Genomic DNA, 15,505 nt, shown 5'->3' on the forward strand with positions numbered 1-15,505 from the left:
ACAGTAATTTTGACAGTAAGAATAATATAGTAAACAGCATTAATAAAAATAAAAGAAATGGAAAGAACAGAAATAGTTTTAGAAGGAAGAAAAGGAGAAATTCAACTTTTTTCAGATGATCATAAAGCAGGAAAAATGGACATTTCAGTGATTGGAAAAAAACTGACCGTGTACCATACTGAAGTGAATACGGAATATGAAGGAAAAGGCTTTGCCAAAATTTTACTGGAAAGACTGGTTTCTTATGCAAGAGAAAACGACTTGAAGATTGTACCCTTGTGTCCCTATGTTCATGCACAGTTCAAACGTCATCCGGAAGAATATAATGATGTGTGGATGAAAGAAACGTTGTAATCACGGTGAGTAGGAGAGAAGGGTATAGAATGGAAGTTTACTGACAGGTTTGGTTGGTCGTCATTTTTCCTTCCCACTCTGGAATAATCCGGAAATATATGTAAAAACTCTACATTACAACAATCAGTCAATAAATTTAACTTTCAATTTTCAACTTTATGAAACTTATCACAGGATTGCATCATGTTACGGCTATTACCGGCAATGCTCAGGAAAATATAGATTTTTATACCGGAGTTTTAGGACTTCGATTGGTCAAAAAAACAGTTAATTTTGAATACTCCGATGTTTATCATTTCTATTTCGGAGATGAATATGGAACGCCGGGAACTATTTTGACAACTTTTCCCTATGGTAAAGACCTGATTAATGGAAGACACGGCAAAGAAATGCTGAATACTACTGCTTTTTCGGTTTCTATGGATGCATTGGAGTATTGGACAAATCGTCTGGATCAGTTTAATATTCAATATAAACAGCCACAGCAAAGATTTTCTGATGAAGTTTTTATTTATCTCGAAGATTTTGACGGGCTAGGACTGGAGTTGGTTTTTAATGATAAAGATGAAAGAAAAGGATATGACAACGGCTATATTCCCAAAGAATATGCGTTAAAAGGAATTCACCATGTAGAAATCTGGCAGGATGCCTATGAAAGAACAGCTGCCCTTTTAACGACTCAGATGGACCATAAAGTTATTATTGAAAGCGCTGACAGATTGAGACTGGGAACAGAAGATCTGCCAGGGAAATATGTAGATCTTTTGTATATGCCTAATACGTTAAAAGGGCTGGCTGGAAGAGGTACTGTTCATCATGTAGCTTTTGCCACTCCGGATGCACAGTCGCAACTTGAGATGGTAGACAGGCTCAATGCATATGGTTTGGAGCATACAGAAGTGAAAGACCGGAAATATTTCACATCAGTATATTTTAAAGAGCCCGGTGGTGTGTTGTTTGAAATTGCCACTTCGGGTCCGGGGTTCGATGTAGATGAAGAAGCTGCATCATTAGGGGAAGATTTGATGTTACCGGAACAATTTGAAGAACAAAGGGAACGTTTAGCGGAAGTTCTCCCTACAATTAATTATCCAACAGAAAAATTCAGATAGAAATAATGAGTCATATTTTAAACATAAAAACAGCAGGAATACCATTAAAACAGGCAGAAAAAGCCCTGATTATGATTCACGGACGTGGTGGAAGTGCCCAGGATATCCTAAGTTTGTCCCAACATCTGAATGTAAAAGACTATGCATTATTAGCCCCACAGGCGCTGAATCATACCTGGTATCCTTATTCGTTTATCGCTCCGGTTGATCAGAATGAACCGTGGTTGTCATCTGCCCTGGAAATGGTAGATCAAACAGTAAAAGCTGCTGTAGATGCAGGCATTAAACCTGAAAACATTTATTTTTTCGGATTTTCCCAGGGCGCCTGTCTTACGCTGGAATTTTTGGCCCGTAATGCACAAAAATTGGGTGGAGCAGTGGCTATTATCGGAGGAGTGATTGGTGATAAGATCGAGCGGGATCACTATAAAGGTGATTTTGCAGGAACTCCGGTTCTTTTAGCAACCAGTAATCCTGATTTCCATGTTCCCATAGAAAGAGTGTATGCTACAGCCAATATTCTAAGAGAAATGAATGCTGAGGTTACAGAAAAAGTGTACGCCAATTTCGGACATTCCATTAATCAGGAGGAAATTGAACTGGCGAATTCGGTTATATTTAAATAAATTAAAAGATAGTATTGTCAAAATTCAATAGAGGTGGGCTTTAGCCACCCGACAATATATCATCAATCCATTGGCTTTAGCCAAAACTTATATCTTCTAAAAAAGATGCACGAACAACTACTTTTAATACTGGGTCTTTTATTACTCGTTATGATGCTGGTAATGCTGGCACAGCGCATAAAGATTGCTTACCCTATCTTTCTGGTGCTTGCCGGATTAGGAATCAGCATGATTCCGGGAGTACCTGTTTTAAAACTGGATCCCGATATTATATTTTTAATCTTTTTACCACCGCTTTTATATGAAGCGGCATGGTATACTTCCTGGAATGACTTCTGGAAGTGGAAACGCCCCATCAGTCTGTTAGCTTTTGGACTTGTTTTCCTGACCTCTCTGGTGGTTGCTTATACTTCACAGCTTCTGATTCCCGGTTTTACCCTGGCATTAGGCTTTTTATTGGGAGGTATAGTTTCTCCACCCGATGCTGTTGCAGCAGCCACTGTATTAAAAGGATTAAAGGTTCCTAAACGAACCCTTGCCATATTGGAAGGGGAAAGCCTGATCAATGATGCTTCTTCACTGATTGTTTTCAGGTTTGCTTTAGTTGCGGTAATGACGGGAGCTTTCTCAATGCATGAAGCCACCGGCCAGTTTTTTCTTGTGGCAGGAATGGGAATTGTTGTAGGAATTATCGGAGCTCATATTTTTTATGCCATTCATAAGTTTTTGCCTACTACCCCGGCAATTGATGCCGCTATTACGGTAATTACACCTTATATTTTATTTCTTTCCGCAGAGCATTTCCATTTTTCAGGAGTGATGGCTGTGGTAAGCGGGGGACTTTTTATGTCATTTCGTGCCCATGAGATTTTTAAAACCGGAACGACAAGAATTAATATGACAGGAGTCTGGAATACGTTGATCTTTGTAATGAATGCGTTGGTTTTCGTATTAATAGGACTTGAGCTTCCGGATATTATCAATGGTCTGGGAGAAACCTCTTTAATGGAGGGTATAAAATATGGTTTAATTATAAGTGGTATCGTAATTGTGGTTCGCCTGTTATGGATTTACCCGGTAGCCCATCTACCGAGATGGCTGAGTAAAAAAGCCCGACTGGACCCAAGCCCGGGATGGAAAAATCCCTTGATTATAGGTTGGGCCGGAATGCGGGGAGTTGTTTCTCTGGCAACAGCCTTATCCATTCCGGTTATGATGAATGAGCAGTCTCAGTTTCCTATGAGAAACCTGATTATTTTTATCACGTTTATCGTTATTTTTGTAACGTTGGTTTTCCAGGGACTTACACTGCCTTTGATTATTAAATTAACTAAAATAGAGGAAATTGATCCTATTTTACCTTCTCATGAGCAGCAGGCAGGAATTCAAATGAGACTGGATCAACTGGCAATTGACAGGCTGATCAAAGAATATGAGCCTACGGTAAGCAGTAATAACCTGGTAGAGAACCTTAAAAAAGCGCTGGAAAATGATATTAAACTCCACCAAAACCATCTGAGCTCTATTGAAATGTGCACCAACAGGCAGAATGATCTGAAGGAATATCATAAGGTCATGCTCGATATTATTGCATTACAGAGAAAGGATTTATTCAAAATGAAACGTGAAAAATTATTCGGTGATGATGAGATTAGAAAAGCCGAATCTCAGCTGGATTTGAATGAATTGAAAATAACGGGGAATAAACATTTGTAGGGGAGTTGAGAGTTGAGAGTTAAGAGTTAAGAGTTAAGAGTTGAGAGTTAATAGCTTCAAAAGAAAATTACTTATTATTCTTCCACTTTCCGGTTTTTATACGTTACATCGCTCTTACCTATAAACTCTCAACCATCAACCCCTCAACTCGTAACCAATAAGAACCATCAATACTGAAACTTAATGAAAACATTACATTTTTTAATCATCGGAAAGAATCAGGAAATTCTGGATGTTTTACAACGGATTATAGGAAATAACGACGGCTGGACAGCTGAAATTCAAAGTGATGAGAATGCCAGCTATGACTATATAACAGAAAATAAGGTAGATATCGTTCTTTTAAGTTCCGGATTATCCGATAACTTTGAGAAAGAGATTAAGATATTCTGTGCCTATTTAGATAAAGATGTTAAAGTGATTGACCATTATGGAGGAGGAAGCGGACTGTTAAAGAACGAAGTTTACAGTCTTTTTCCTAATTTGCAAGGGTAAACTTTAATTTATGTTTGAAAATATCATCAGGAATATTGAACGGTTCATCACTATAAGTCCGGAAGAAGAGAAAATTTTTACAGATGTTCTGGTTTGTCAGACATTTCCCAAGAAGACTGTTTTATTAAGAGAAGGAGAAATCTGCCAGTTTGAAGGATATATTCACAAAGGATGTGTAAGAATGTACTGCTTGGATGATAGCGGTTCTGAGGTTACCTTATTGTTTGCTATTGAAGATTGGTGGATCAGCGATATTGCTTCCTTTCAGGAGCAAAAACCATCAAAAGTATATATTGAAACTCTGGAGGACTCAGAAATTTATATGTTGAATCCTGCAACCAAAGAGAAATTATTACAGGAAATCCCCAAGTTTGAGAGAGTTTTCAGGATGTTGGTACAGCGGAATTTAACGACCTTACAGAGCCGTTTAGTGAATACCATTTCAAAGACTGCTTCAGACAGATATATTGAATTTATCAAAGTATATCCTTCAATTCCACAAAGGGTAGCTCAATATTATATTGCTTCCTATTTAGGGGTTTCGAAGGAATTTGTAAGCACCATCAGAAAACGGTTGGCTTCAAAAGAAAAATAAATTTTGAGATTTTTTACCCGCAGATCACACAGATTTACACAGATTTTTTTTGATAACAAATGTTGAATGAGTATCTCAATAATTTTATCGTAGATAAATCCTTGCGCCTTAATACATGTTACGTAATAAATATTTTGCGCCTTTGCGATTTCCAAAAATCTTTTTATTCCAACAATCAATATAATCATACTGCCGAATACAAAAAAGTATCCGGCATTTTTTTTGCTGAAAAGTCATTTATTAAACTAGTTAAATGTGCAGGGTTTTTCACCGCTGTACATTTGTCCTATCAAAAACAAACAAATAATAACTTGATATGGACAGAAAAGATTTTTTAAAGAAAGGATTATTGGGAACAGGAATGTTTGTAGCATCAGCTTCTCTTGGAAATACCATGAAAAATGATATTGATGAAATCGAACCGTTAGAACCTATCGGATATAATCATTTACCCAATACGGAATCAAAAATTAAAGACAACTCTGTCATCCATAAAGCAGATTCACGGGGAAAAGCTGATCACGGATGGTTGCTAAGCCAGCACACTTTCAGCTTTGCCAACTACCATAATCCTGAAAGAATGCATTTCGGAGTACTGAGAGTTTTGAATGATGACAAAGTAGAAGCGGGAAGAGGTTTCGGAACCCATCCTCATGACAATATGGAAATCATCAGTATTCCTCTGGAAGGAGATCTTGAACATAAAGACAGCATGGGCAATACAGCCGTAATCAAAAGCGGGGATGTTCAGGTGATGAGTGCAGGAACCGGAATTATGCACAGCGAATTCAACAGAAATACTGATCAGCCGGTGAAGTTTCTCCAGATCTGGGTGTATCCCAACAAAAGAAATGTAGTCCCAAGATACGACCAGATTACATTAGATAAAACGAAACGTCAAAACGAATTTCAGCAGATCCTTTCCCCAGATGCCAATGATGAAGGAGTATGGATTCATCAGGATGCATGGTTTCATCTGGGAACTTTTGAAAAGGATAAGAAAGTCAGTTATCAGATCAGGAAAAAAGGAAACGGAGTCTATGCTTTTATCCTTAAAGGAAGTGCACAAATCGAGGGTCAGCCAGTAGAAGAAAGAGATGGTTTCGGAATGTGGGATATCAAGGATTTAGATATTAAAATAACCGGGGAAGGAACGGAAATCCTATTGATGGAAGTACCTATGACTTTATAAAACAAAGATTATAAAAAGAACCTTCTGCCCGGCAACAAAAATAATCAGTAACCAAAAAAAATATGAAAAATATATTAAAACATACCCTAAATAAATCATTAGTCTTCGCATTACTGGTATTAACTGGTTTAAGCTTTGCACAAACGATCTCTACTACAGCCACTGCAAAAACCACTGCTTTAGGAACTTCTAAAAACTGGGGAATCGTAGATGGAATCTCCATGATAGGATTAGTACAGGGACCTTCTTCAGCCGATTCCCAGCTTCAGGTAGCCTGTATTTTCGAATATACGGAAGGAGATATTTTTAACGCTCAGGCTTTACCCGCTAAATTGAACGGATTGGTTCATCTGGATGAAGCTTTAAAAGGAGAATTAACCAACCTTAGAAAGTCAGGCCAGTTTCAGGGACATTCTTTAGAAACCCTTTTGATTACCCCGCCTGAGGGATCGATGTCTGCAAAGAAATTATTGCTGATCGGTTTGGGTGACCGTAACAAATTCACCCCTGACCTGATGACTTCCGTAGGAGAAGTGGCAGCCCGTGAAGCTATGAGGTTAGGCGTTACCAATTTTGCCTTTGCCAGTGACCTGAAAGATGCAGGAATAGATTCTCCAACTGCTTTGGTAGCTGGAAACGTAGTAAGAGGAATCGTACATGCGAACCGCTCTGAAACTTATCTGAAAGAACACAAACTTTCCACCACAAAAAAATTAGAAAAAGTATATCTGCTGGCTGGTCCTGCCTTCTTTGAAACCGCAGGCGGTGGAATTGCTGATGCCATTTCTGAAGCAAAAAAGAAATAATGAACTTAGTTTCATTAATATTGTTGATTCGGCCCCCTTTTGATAAGGGGGCTTTTTTCATAAATAGATAGGACGATTATAATGTTATACTCTAAATCTTTAGAATATAGAACTTAATTTCACTATCTTTCAACTCCAAGCTATCCACTCTCAACTAAATTAGCGAAAGTCAAAAAAAATCCCGATTTTTGCACCCCTACAATAAACCCGAGTTCATGAAATTATGTATTGCCGAGAAACCCAGTGTTGCCAGAGATATCGCCAAAGTATTGGGTGCTACCACGCCTAAACAAGGTTATATGGAAGGAAACGGCTATTGCGTAACATGGACGTTTGGACATCTTTGTACCTTAAAAGAACCTCACGACTACGGTCCGCAATACAAATCCTGGAATTTATTTCTGTTGCCTATTATTCCCAGCAGCTTTGGAATAAAGCTTATTCCGAATAAAGGCGTAGAAAACCAGTTTAAAGTAATCGAAAGATTGGTTGAAGAATGTGATGAGGTCATTAACTGTGGGGATGCCGGGCAAGAGGGAGAATTGATCCAGCGTTGGGTATTGCAGAAGGCGAAATGCAACAAACCGATCCAGCGTTTATGGATTTCTTCACTAACGGAAGAAGCTATCAAGGAAGGCTTTGCCAGTTTAAAACCTGCTGAAGATTATAAAAACCTTTACCTGGCCGGAAATGCAAGAGCCATAGGAGACTGGCTGCTAGGAATCAATGCGACAAGACTTTTTACTAAGAAATTTGGTGGAAACAAAGCCGTTCTTTCTATAGGAAGGGTGCAAACTCCGACATTGGCGATGCTGGTTCAGCGTCAGAAAGAGATCGATGCCTTTACCACAGAAGAATATTGGGAACTGAAGACTAAATACCGTGACGTTATTTTCAATGCAGCGATTGACCGTTTAAAAACGCTGGAACGTGCTGAAAAAGGGCTGGAATATCTTAAAGTAAATCCATTTGAGATCGTTTCTTTCGAAATAAAAGAAGGAAAAGAAAAGAATCCAAGACTTTTTGACCTGACGGGACTTCAGGTAGAGGCCAATAAAAAATATGGATATTCAGCAGAAAACACGCTGAATTATATCCAGAGTCTTTACGAAAAGAAGCACGTAACCTATCCGCGTGTTGATACCACTTATCTATCCGAAAGTTTATATCCGAAAATAGGAGGAATTCTTCAGAAAATGTATCCTTATCAGGACCTGATTGCTCCATTATTAGAAGCTCCGATTCCAAAATCGAAAGCAGTTTTTGATGATACCAAAGTAACTGATCACCATGCGATCATTCCTACGGAAATCCCGCCTTCTCAGAATCTGAGCAGGGAGGAGAAACTGATTTATGATCTGATTGCAAAACGTTTTATTGCCGTATTCTATCCGGAATGTAAAATTTCCAATACTTTGGTAGAAGGAAAAGTAGGAACTATCCCTTTCAAAACCAGTGGAAGGCAAGTTCTTGAAGCAGGATGGAGAGCTGTCTATGCCAAAGAACCTAAAGAAGAATCTGCCGATAAAGAAAAAGAGAAGGAAGAAGAACAGACCATTCCCGAATTTATTGTAGGAGAAACAGGACCTCACGATCCAATGATCCACCAAGGAAAAACGACACCTCCAAAAGCCTATACCGAAGCTACATTGCTGCGGGCAATGGAAACCGCCGGGAAACAGGTAGAAGATGAAGAACTTCGTGAACTTCTGAAAAATAACGGTATCGGAAGACCATCCACCCGTGCCAACATCATCGAAACCCTTTTCAAAAGAAAATATATAGAAAAGAAAAGGAAAAATCTGATTGCTACACAAACTGGAATTCAGCTGATTGATACCATTGAGGATGAACTTCTAAAAAGTCCGGAACTTACCGGAGAATGGGAATCAAAACTTCGTAAAATTGAGAAAGGTGAATATGAAGCCAATCTTTTTAAAGAAGAACTGATCCAGATGGTAACGGAGCTTACCGCAAAAGTAGTTTATGGCAAAGGAAAAGTGATTACTCTGCAGGAAGAGCAAGAAGAGGTGAAGGAAAAGAAAAAAAGAGAACCGGCACAGAAAAAAGAACTGCAGTCCTGGGAAGAAACAAAATGTCCAAAGTGTAAAGAACATAACCTGATTAAAGGAAAAACAGCAGTTGGCTGTTCCGATTTCAAAAACTGCGGGTTTAAAATTAGTTTTGAAATTTTTGGTAAAAAACTGTCTGATAAACAATTGATGGACCTGGTTTTAAAAGGGAAAAGCTCAAAATTGAAAGGCTTCAATACTCACCCGGAAGGATTAACAGAAGGAGTCCTGACTTTAAGTAATGATTTTAATGTCTTGCTTTCTTAAAACCTACACAAAATATCTGCTCAATCAGCAGGAGAAATATCAACCACAAAAGTCACAAAAAATTTAACCACTTAAGATTTTTAAAAGTGACCTTTAAACTGTTGAAAAGTACATATAAGTTTTATGAAAATCTCTGATTTTCTCCTAATGTGAACTTACCCATATGCAGTAATTTTACACTTGTTTAAGTGAGCTAAAGTGTTAAAATAAGTCTTTCATACGATGTATTTGTGTCATTCAGCTGAAATCTAAACATAATAAAAATCTGCTTGATCTGCGAGAGAAATATCAACCACAAAAGTCACAAAAAATTTAACCACTTAAGATTTTTAAAAGTGACCTTTAAACTGTTGAAAAGTACATATAAGCTTCATGAAAATCTCTGATTTCTTCTAAAGTGAACTTACCCATATGCAGTAATTTTTACACTTGCTTAAGGGAACTAAAGTGTTTAAAAAATACTTTAGAGTCTTTTATACAATGTGTTTTTCATTTCGCAGGTAATAAAAGCTCAAATATACCAATTGAAGACTACACATTCCCCTCCACCGGAGGGGTGGCGAAAATTCAAAGAATTTTTGACGGGGTGGTCAATATACCCTCTCAATTAAAAAATTACCTGAACAGCCTGTCATACCAACCACTGATATCTTTTTTGATATCCTCATGGTATTTGCACAACACCTGAGCCAGTTCCAGACCGGATCTTTCAGACTTATATGTATTCAAGGTAAGATATCCGTAAAAATTTCCATCCTGATCGATAATAGCCGGAGGGTAGGAAGCATAAGAGCTCCAGGGAGAGTAAGTGCTGTATGAACTTCCATAATTACCGTAAGAATTCCAGATTGATTTTGAACTGTATACATTTCCATAATCACCATAAGTGTTCCACACTGAATCTTTATTAAAAGTATCACAGTTTAAACATCCCAGATATTGGTTTTGATCTGAACCTCCATATAAAGATAAGGTTTGGGCATGAAAAGTACAGCACATCAGAATGCTTAGACACGAAAAAAAACTTTTAAAATCCATATGATCATCCCTTTAATACAAAGCTAAACTTTTATATCATAAAAATAAACCTAAGCTTACAGATTAAGCATTACTCCTGCAATAATTAAAGCGTGCAAGCTTTTTGTTGTTGGCGAATAAAAATACGGGCCTATCACTCAATTTTTAGTCTTTTAATTCTTTACTTTTTAAATCAATCTTTACATTTACATTCAAATTCAAAAAGCAATGACTCCAGAGAAAACAAAACTTATTACAGACAGCTTCAACCGCTCGGAAACCTTGAAATTCTACAGGGCAGAACTGCTGGAAGTGGAAACAGATTTTATTTCTATAAAAATCCCTAAGATGGAAATGATGACCAGGAAAGCGGGAATGTTCAATGGGGCAATGATCGCTTCTTTAGTGGATGTTTCTTCGGGATATGCAGCCGTAAGCCATTATAAGGAGGATTGCTACGTAGTGACAGTTGAGCTAAAGGTGAACTATTTACGACCTGCAATGGGTGATGCTCTGATATCAAAATCATATGTCATTAAGGGCGGTACCAAAATCAGTGTGATCAGAACGGAAATTTATGTTCAGAATGAAGGTCCAGATTCAGAAAGTCATGTGGCGACTTCATTGGTGACCATGATGAAAATAAAATAAAAGCTTCAGGATGGTGAAAGGCTAAAATATCTTTAAACAAAGGGTTTTATTGAATTTTTTTTACCGAAATGGAATGGCTTTTGCTCAATATCCCCCATAAACATTAAAAAATAATAATATGAACTTAATTATCCGATTATTTATTACGGCGATAGTTGCGTATCTTTTAACAAAAGTTTTACCGGGAGTACAGTTTGAAGGATTTTCAACGGCAATCATCTTTGCCATTGTATTGGGAGTTTTAAACATTTTTGTTAAACCTATTTTAAGCCTTTTCGGACTTCCCCTTACCATTATTACACTAGGTTTCTTTGCCTTGGTAATTAATGCGGCAATTATTATGCTTGCAGATTATTTTATAGACAGTATGGTGGTAGATGGTTTCTGGTGGGCATTTATATTTAGCATTCTATTGTCCATTGTCACTTCTTTGGCAAGTTCAATGTTCTCAGATGGAGAGTAATTAAAAACATACAGATCAAAATATAAATCCGCTCAACAAGCGGATTTTTTTATTTTTTAATGAACTTCAACAATACTAAATTTCCCTTTGAATCTTTCAGTTTTAGAAAATAATTTCCTGAAATAAGTTGATGAATAGAAATTTCTTTTACAAACTGGTCTTTTACAATCACTCTTCCATTCACATCTAGAATCTCGTATTCCTGAAAATTCCTGTCAGTATTTACTTTTAAAATATCTGAAACAGGATTCGGGTAAACTTTAATTAAAACATTGCTGTTTTTTTGCTGCGTTTCATGAGTCGCTAAAAATAAACATGAGGGTGGAGTTGTTATGATCCCGTCAGTAAAATCATAATACAAAGTACTTTCCATAGGAATCAAATTTGTACTGATAGTTGAAGGAATATTTTCAAAGAGGGTACAATTGTTAAAACGTACATTGGCACTTTCAAAATTTCTGGCAGCCTTATACCAGGATTCACATCCTGCGGGCTGCATTACGATCCCTGGCCAGAAGGTATCCATCGCAAATCCGTCAATAGAATTAGGATTCACCATATCAATCATTACACAGCTTCCGGTCCATGTAGAAGGAATTTTAAAGTAAATATTAGCCGTAGGAATACTTCCTGTATAATATTTTTTACTGATGACAGCTGATAAACTTCCCTGGCCATCAACAAGAAATGCTTTGATTTCTTTATTCTGATCAATGGGAATCTGTACATTATTGACTGCTGAACCAGAACTTAATGTAGGTGTGCTTCCATCAGTAGTATAATAAATAGTTCCGTTTCCTGAAATAGTTGCCTGATAAGCGTTATAATAATGATTGGGAAAAGGGCTTATCGTTAACTGTGAAAAAAAGAAAGAAGACACAAAGAGTGCAGAAAAAAGGAGAAATTTTTTCATGTAAAATGGATATTAGTTTAGTTTTTATAAAATTAATAAAAATTCATTTGCATATTAACTATTTATTTTCAATATCGTAAAACTTAAATGTTAATTCTTTCGTCCGTTTTTATTTTAAATATTAACTTTGGCAATCTTTGAATCTAATAAAAGGACTCTATGAGCCTTATCTGGTTTTATGAATCTGTAAAAAATGAATACTAACATATGAAACTTAAGTACAGCCTGCTGGCTCTGGCAGCTCCGCTTTTAATGAATGCACAACAACTAATGACGCCTGAAATTCTTTGGACTTTGAAAAAAGTAGGAGTACAGGCCGTTTCACCGGATCAAGCTTCCCTTATTTATAAAGTAGGACAGGTAGATCTGAAAACAGAGAAAACAAAAAATGAGAATTATTTTCTAAATGTTCTTAATAATCAGTCTTCAAAAATAGATTTCGGTAAAAAAGCCCTGATTCAGTGGGATAAAAATGGAATCTATGCACAGGAAGGTGATATCATCTATCTTTCAAAAGATGCCGGAAAAACCTGGACAGAATTCTATACCATAGGTGAGGCAGATAACATTGTTATTTCTCCTGACGGTAAAAGAATCGCTTTCAGCAAACAGGTTTTGGTTGAAAAATTGATGGGTAAAGATAAATACAGTGATACTCCTAAAACAACAGCTCAGGTATACACAGACCTGAACCACAGGCATTGGGATTATTTTAATGAAGGGAAATACAACCACGTATTTGTTGTCAATACTTCCGATAAAGTAGATGCTGCTAAAGATCTTTTAGAAGGGAAAACCTGGGATTCTCCTCAGAGACCTTTCGGAGGTGCTGAAGATTTTATCTGGAGCCCGGATTCTGCACAGCTTTTATACGTTACCAAACCTAAAAGCGGTAAAGAATATGCAACAAGTACTAATACAGATATTTTTGCTTACGATTTAGCTTCAGGAACTACCAAGAACCTTACAGAATCTAATAAAGGATATGATCTTAATCCCAAATTCAGCCCGGATGGAAGATCATTGATCTGGCAGAGTATGGCCAGAGATGGCTATGAAGCAGATAAAAATGATGTAAAGATCATGGATTGGAAATCTGGTAAGACTACGAATCTTACTGCAGGTTGGGACGACAGCGTATCGGGAGATGTGCTTTGGGGAGCCGATTCAAAAACAGTTTACTTTACGGCAGCTTACAGAGGAACAAAACAGCTTTTCTCACTGGATTCAAAATCTGCAAAAGTACAGCAGATTACCAGAGGAGATTTTGATGTTAATGAAATCTTTACAGATAATAAAACGTCACTTTTAGTAGGAAGAACAGATGTAAACCATGCCACAGAAATTTTCTCAGTAAATCTTAAAAACGGAGAAATGAAGCAGGTAACTGAAGCTAATAAAGGGGCTTATGCTAAGTTGGCTCAGGGTAAATCTGAACTTAAAATGGTAAAAACTTCGGATGGTAAAGAAATGGGGGTATGGTTCCATTATCCACCAAATTTTGATCCTAATAAAAAATATCCAACGCTGGTATATTGCCAGGGTGGTCCACAGTCTGCATTGACACAGTACTTCAGCGTAAGATGGAACTTTGCTTTAATGACTGCCAATGACTATATCGTAGTGGCTCCCAACAGAAGAGGAATGCCGGGATGGGGAACAAAATGGAATGAGGAGATCTCTAAAGATTGGGGTGGACAGCCCATGAGAGATTATCTGGCAGCCACTGATTACGCAAAAACATTACCGTACGTAGATGGAGACAGAGTAGCTGCTGTAGGAGCAAGTTATGGTGGATACAGCGTATTTATGCTGGCAGGAATACACGAAAACAGATTCAAAACGTTCATCGCCCACGATGGATTATTTGATATGAAATCATGGTACCTGACCACTGAGGAACTTTGGTTTGCGAACTGGGATATCGGCTCTCCATGGGAAAAGCCACTTCCAAAAGCCTATACAGAATTCAATCCAAGCAATTTTGTGGAAAAATGGAATAAGCCAATCATGATTGTTCAGGGAGGAATTGATTTCCGTGTACCTTATGAACAAGGGCAGGAAGCTTTCCAGGCTGCAAAATTAAGAGGACTGAAATCTAAACTTGTTTATTTTCCAAATGAAAATCACTGGGTACTTCATCCACAAAACGGATTGGTATGGCAGAGGGAATTCTTCGATTGGTTGAAAGAAACATTATAAAAGTAATAACAATTATAGATCAATACAAACGGGCTTTGGCCCGTTTTTTTATGGTCAAAAAGTTCTAATGGCTTTAGACAAAATTTATATATTTGAGCATGCAAAACCGTATTTCTTCATTTTTACCACTTATCGATACACAGTCTGAAATTTTAATTTTAGGTTCTATTCCGGGAGTGAAATCACTGGAAAAGCAGCAATACTACGCTCATCCACAAAACAAATTCTGGAAGATTATTTTTGAATTGCTGAATGAAGAATTTACAGAAGATTACACGGAAAGAATCAATATTTTAAAGAAATACCATATTGCCCTCTGGGATGTTATTGATTCTTGTGAAAGAAAAGGAAGCCTGGATTCTGAGATTAAAAACGAAGAGGCCAATCAAATTGCTGAGCTGTTGGAAGAACACCCTAACATCAGAGCTGTTTTCTGCAACGGAGGAAAGTCTTATAAAAACCTACAGAAACTTCTAGGAAAAAACTATAGACTTCCAGTCTTTTTATTACCTTCTACAAGTCCGCTTCATACCGTTTCCTTTGAAAAGAAATATGAAGAGTGGAAGAAGATCCTGGAATTTCTGGATTGATGATTCAATACTTAAAATTGAATCATAAAGATAACAGTCAGCATTAAGATTCCTGCGGAATGACAAATACTAAACACAGTCTATGCACACACTTTGTCATCCGCAGGAATCTAAACGTAGTAAGAATCTGCCTGAGCTACTCAATCTGTGAGAAAAGATAAACCACAAAAGCCACAAAATATTTTAGACACTTTAGATTTTTTTAAGTTAATATCAAACTGCTGAAAAGTTCATTTAAGTTTTTTAAAAATCTATGATTTTCTTATATATACAGTTAGATTCCTGCGAATAACAAGGTAAATGGAAATTCCAATCATTATCTTTTAACTTCATGGGAATTTGAAATCAAATGGTCAAATATACCAATTGAAGACTAAATGTTCCCCTCCTCTGGAGGGGTGGCGAAAATTCGAAGAATTTTTGACGGGGTGGTT

At 37.1% G+C, this 15,505-nt stretch carries 15 protein-coding genes; 13 read left to right on the plus strand and 2 right to left on the minus strand.

Annotation, left to right across the window (positions count from 1 at the left end; all coding sequences use genetic code 11):
- Positions 1-57: 57 nt before the first annotated feature.
- The 9 genes from LQV47_RS08120 (at position 58) to LQV47_RS08160 (ending at position 9,235) form a co-directional block, all read left to right on the plus strand.
- A complete protein-coding gene (locus tag LQV47_RS08120) occupies positions 58-354 on the plus strand; it encodes a GNAT family N-acetyltransferase (RefSeq protein ID WP_230035696.1) in 297 nt (98 codons plus the stop codon).
- A 158-nt stretch (positions 355-512) separates the two neighbouring features.
- Positions 513-1,466, plus strand: a complete 954-nt coding sequence (locus LQV47_RS08125; RefSeq protein ID WP_230035698.1) for a VOC family protein — start codon at positions 513-515, stop codon at positions 1,464-1,466.
- 5 nt (positions 1,467-1,471) lie between these two features.
- Positions 1,472-2,092, plus strand: a complete 621-nt coding sequence (locus LQV47_RS08130; RefSeq protein WP_230035700.1) for a dienelactone hydrolase family protein — start codon at positions 1,472-1,474, stop codon at positions 2,090-2,092.
- Positions 2,093-2,197: 105 nt separating this feature from the next.
- Positions 2,198-3,808: a Na+/H+ antiporter gene (locus LQV47_RS08135; protein WP_230035702.1), complete on the plus strand. Its 1,611-nt coding sequence runs from the start codon at positions 2,198-2,200 to the stop codon at positions 3,806-3,808.
- Between the two features lie 183 nt (positions 3,809-3,991).
- The gene (locus LQV47_RS08140; RefSeq protein ID WP_230035704.1) at positions 3,992-4,303 is read left to right on the plus strand and encodes a hypothetical protein; all 312 of its coding nucleotides are present in this window, start codon (positions 3,992-3,994) and stop codon (positions 4,301-4,303) included.
- Positions 4,304-4,313: 10 nt separating this feature from the next.
- Positions 4,314-4,898 carry a Crp/Fnr family transcriptional regulator gene (locus tag LQV47_RS08145; RefSeq protein ID WP_230035706.1) on the plus strand — a complete coding sequence of 195 codons (585 nt, stop codon included), beginning with the start codon at positions 4,314-4,316 and terminating at the stop codon, positions 4,896-4,898.
- Between the two features lie 316 nt (positions 4,899-5,214).
- A complete protein-coding gene (locus LQV47_RS08150; protein ID WP_230035707.1) occupies positions 5,215-6,090 on the plus strand; it encodes a pirin family protein in 876 nt (291 codons plus the stop codon).
- Positions 6,091-6,152: 62 nt separating this feature from the next.
- The gene (locus tag LQV47_RS08155; RefSeq protein WP_230035709.1) at positions 6,153-6,896 is read left to right on the plus strand and encodes a M17 family peptidase N-terminal domain-containing protein; all 744 of its coding nucleotides are present in this window, start codon (positions 6,153-6,155) and stop codon (positions 6,894-6,896) included.
- A 215-nt stretch (positions 6,897-7,111) separates the two neighbouring features.
- Positions 7,112-9,235 (plus strand): type IA DNA topoisomerase, encoded by a 2,124-nt coding sequence (locus LQV47_RS08160; protein ID WP_230035711.1) that lies wholly within the window; start codon positions 7,112-7,114, stop codon positions 9,233-9,235.
- A 615-nt stretch (positions 9,236-9,850) separates the two neighbouring features.
- Here the strand turns inward: LQV47_RS08160 and LQV47_RS08165 are convergent.
- Complete coding sequence (locus LQV47_RS08165; protein WP_230035713.1) at positions 9,851-10,273, minus strand: hypothetical protein; 423 nt, start codon at positions 10,271-10,273, stop codon at positions 9,851-9,853.
- Positions 10,274-10,480: 207 nt separating this feature from the next.
- Between LQV47_RS08165 and LQV47_RS08170 the strand changes: the two genes are divergently transcribed.
- On the plus strand, positions 10,481-10,903 hold the full coding sequence (locus LQV47_RS08170; RefSeq protein ID WP_230035715.1) for a PaaI family thioesterase: 423 nt from the start codon (positions 10,481-10,483) through the stop codon (positions 10,901-10,903).
- Between the two features lie 118 nt (positions 10,904-11,021).
- On the plus strand, positions 11,022-11,366 hold the full coding sequence (locus LQV47_RS08175; protein WP_230035717.1) for a phage holin family protein: 345 nt from the start codon (positions 11,022-11,024) through the stop codon (positions 11,364-11,366).
- Between the two features lie 49 nt (positions 11,367-11,415).
- On the opposite strand, the gene LQV47_RS08180 is transcribed toward LQV47_RS08175, so the two are convergent.
- Complete coding sequence (locus LQV47_RS08180; RefSeq protein ID WP_230035718.1) at positions 11,416-12,279, minus strand: chitobiase/beta-hexosaminidase C-terminal domain-containing protein; 864 nt, start codon at positions 12,277-12,279, stop codon at positions 11,416-11,418.
- 207 nt (positions 12,280-12,486) lie between these two features.
- On the opposite strand from LQV47_RS08180, the gene LQV47_RS08185 reads away from it, so the two are divergent.
- Both LQV47_RS08185 and LQV47_RS08190 read left to right on the plus strand, forming a co-directional pair.
- Positions 12,487-14,481, plus strand: a complete 1,995-nt coding sequence (locus tag LQV47_RS08185) for a S9 family peptidase (protein WP_230035719.1) — start codon at positions 12,487-12,489, stop codon at positions 14,479-14,481.
- A 98-nt stretch (positions 14,482-14,579) separates the two neighbouring features.
- On the plus strand, positions 14,580-15,071 hold the full coding sequence (locus LQV47_RS08190) for a DNA-deoxyinosine glycosylase (protein ID WP_230035722.1): 492 nt from the start codon (positions 14,580-14,582) through the stop codon (positions 15,069-15,071).
- Positions 15,072-15,505 lie beyond the last annotated feature (434 nt).

It is taken from the genome of Chryseobacterium sp. Bi04, from assembly GCF_918698085.1.
Lineage (GTDB): Bacteria > Bacteroidota > Bacteroidia > Flavobacteriales > Weeksellaceae > Chryseobacterium.

Coding starts and splice junctions, on each gene's coding strand:
- LQV47_RS08180 (WP_230035718.1), bottom strand. CDS start 12,279: ATGAAAAAATTTCTCCTTTTTTCTGCACTCTTTGTGTCTTCTTTCTTT.
- LQV47_RS08140 (WP_230035704.1), top strand. CDS start 3,992: ATGAAAACATTACATTTTTTAATCATCGGAAAGAATCAGGAAATTCTG.
- LQV47_RS08185 (WP_230035719.1), top strand. CDS start 12,487: ATGAAACTTAAGTACAGCCTGCTGGCTCTGGCAGCTCCGCTTTTAATG.
- LQV47_RS08160 (WP_230035711.1), top strand. CDS start 7,112: ATGAAATTATGTATTGCCGAGAAACCCAGTGTTGCCAGAGATATCGCC.
- LQV47_RS08175 (WP_230035717.1), top strand. CDS start 11,022: ATGAACTTAATTATCCGATTATTTATTACGGCGATAGTTGCGTATCTT.
- LQV47_RS08120 (WP_230035696.1), top strand. CDS start 58: ATGGAAAGAACAGAAATAGTTTTAGAAGGAAGAAAAGGAGAAATTCAA.
- LQV47_RS08190 (WP_230035722.1), top strand. CDS start 14,580: ATGCAAAACCGTATTTCTTCATTTTTACCACTTATCGATACACAGTCT.
- LQV47_RS08165 (WP_230035713.1), bottom strand. CDS start 10,273: ATGGATTTTAAAAGTTTTTTTTCGTGTCTAAGCATTCTGATGTGCTGT.
- LQV47_RS08130 (WP_230035700.1), top strand. CDS start 1,472: ATGAGTCATATTTTAAACATAAAAACAGCAGGAATACCATTAAAACAG.
- LQV47_RS08135 (WP_230035702.1), top strand. CDS start 2,198: ATGCACGAACAACTACTTTTAATACTGGGTCTTTTATTACTCGTTATG.
- LQV47_RS08155 (WP_230035709.1), top strand. CDS start 6,153: ATGAAAAATATATTAAAACATACCCTAAATAAATCATTAGTCTTCGCA.
- LQV47_RS08125 (WP_230035698.1), top strand. CDS start 513: ATGAAACTTATCACAGGATTGCATCATGTTACGGCTATTACCGGCAAT.
- LQV47_RS08150 (WP_230035707.1), top strand. CDS start 5,215: ATGGACAGAAAAGATTTTTTAAAGAAAGGATTATTGGGAACAGGAATG.
- LQV47_RS08170 (WP_230035715.1), top strand. CDS start 10,481: ATGACTCCAGAGAAAACAAAACTTATTACAGACAGCTTCAACCGCTCG.
- LQV47_RS08145 (WP_230035706.1), top strand. CDS start 4,314: ATGTTTGAAAATATCATCAGGAATATTGAACGGTTCATCACTATAAGT.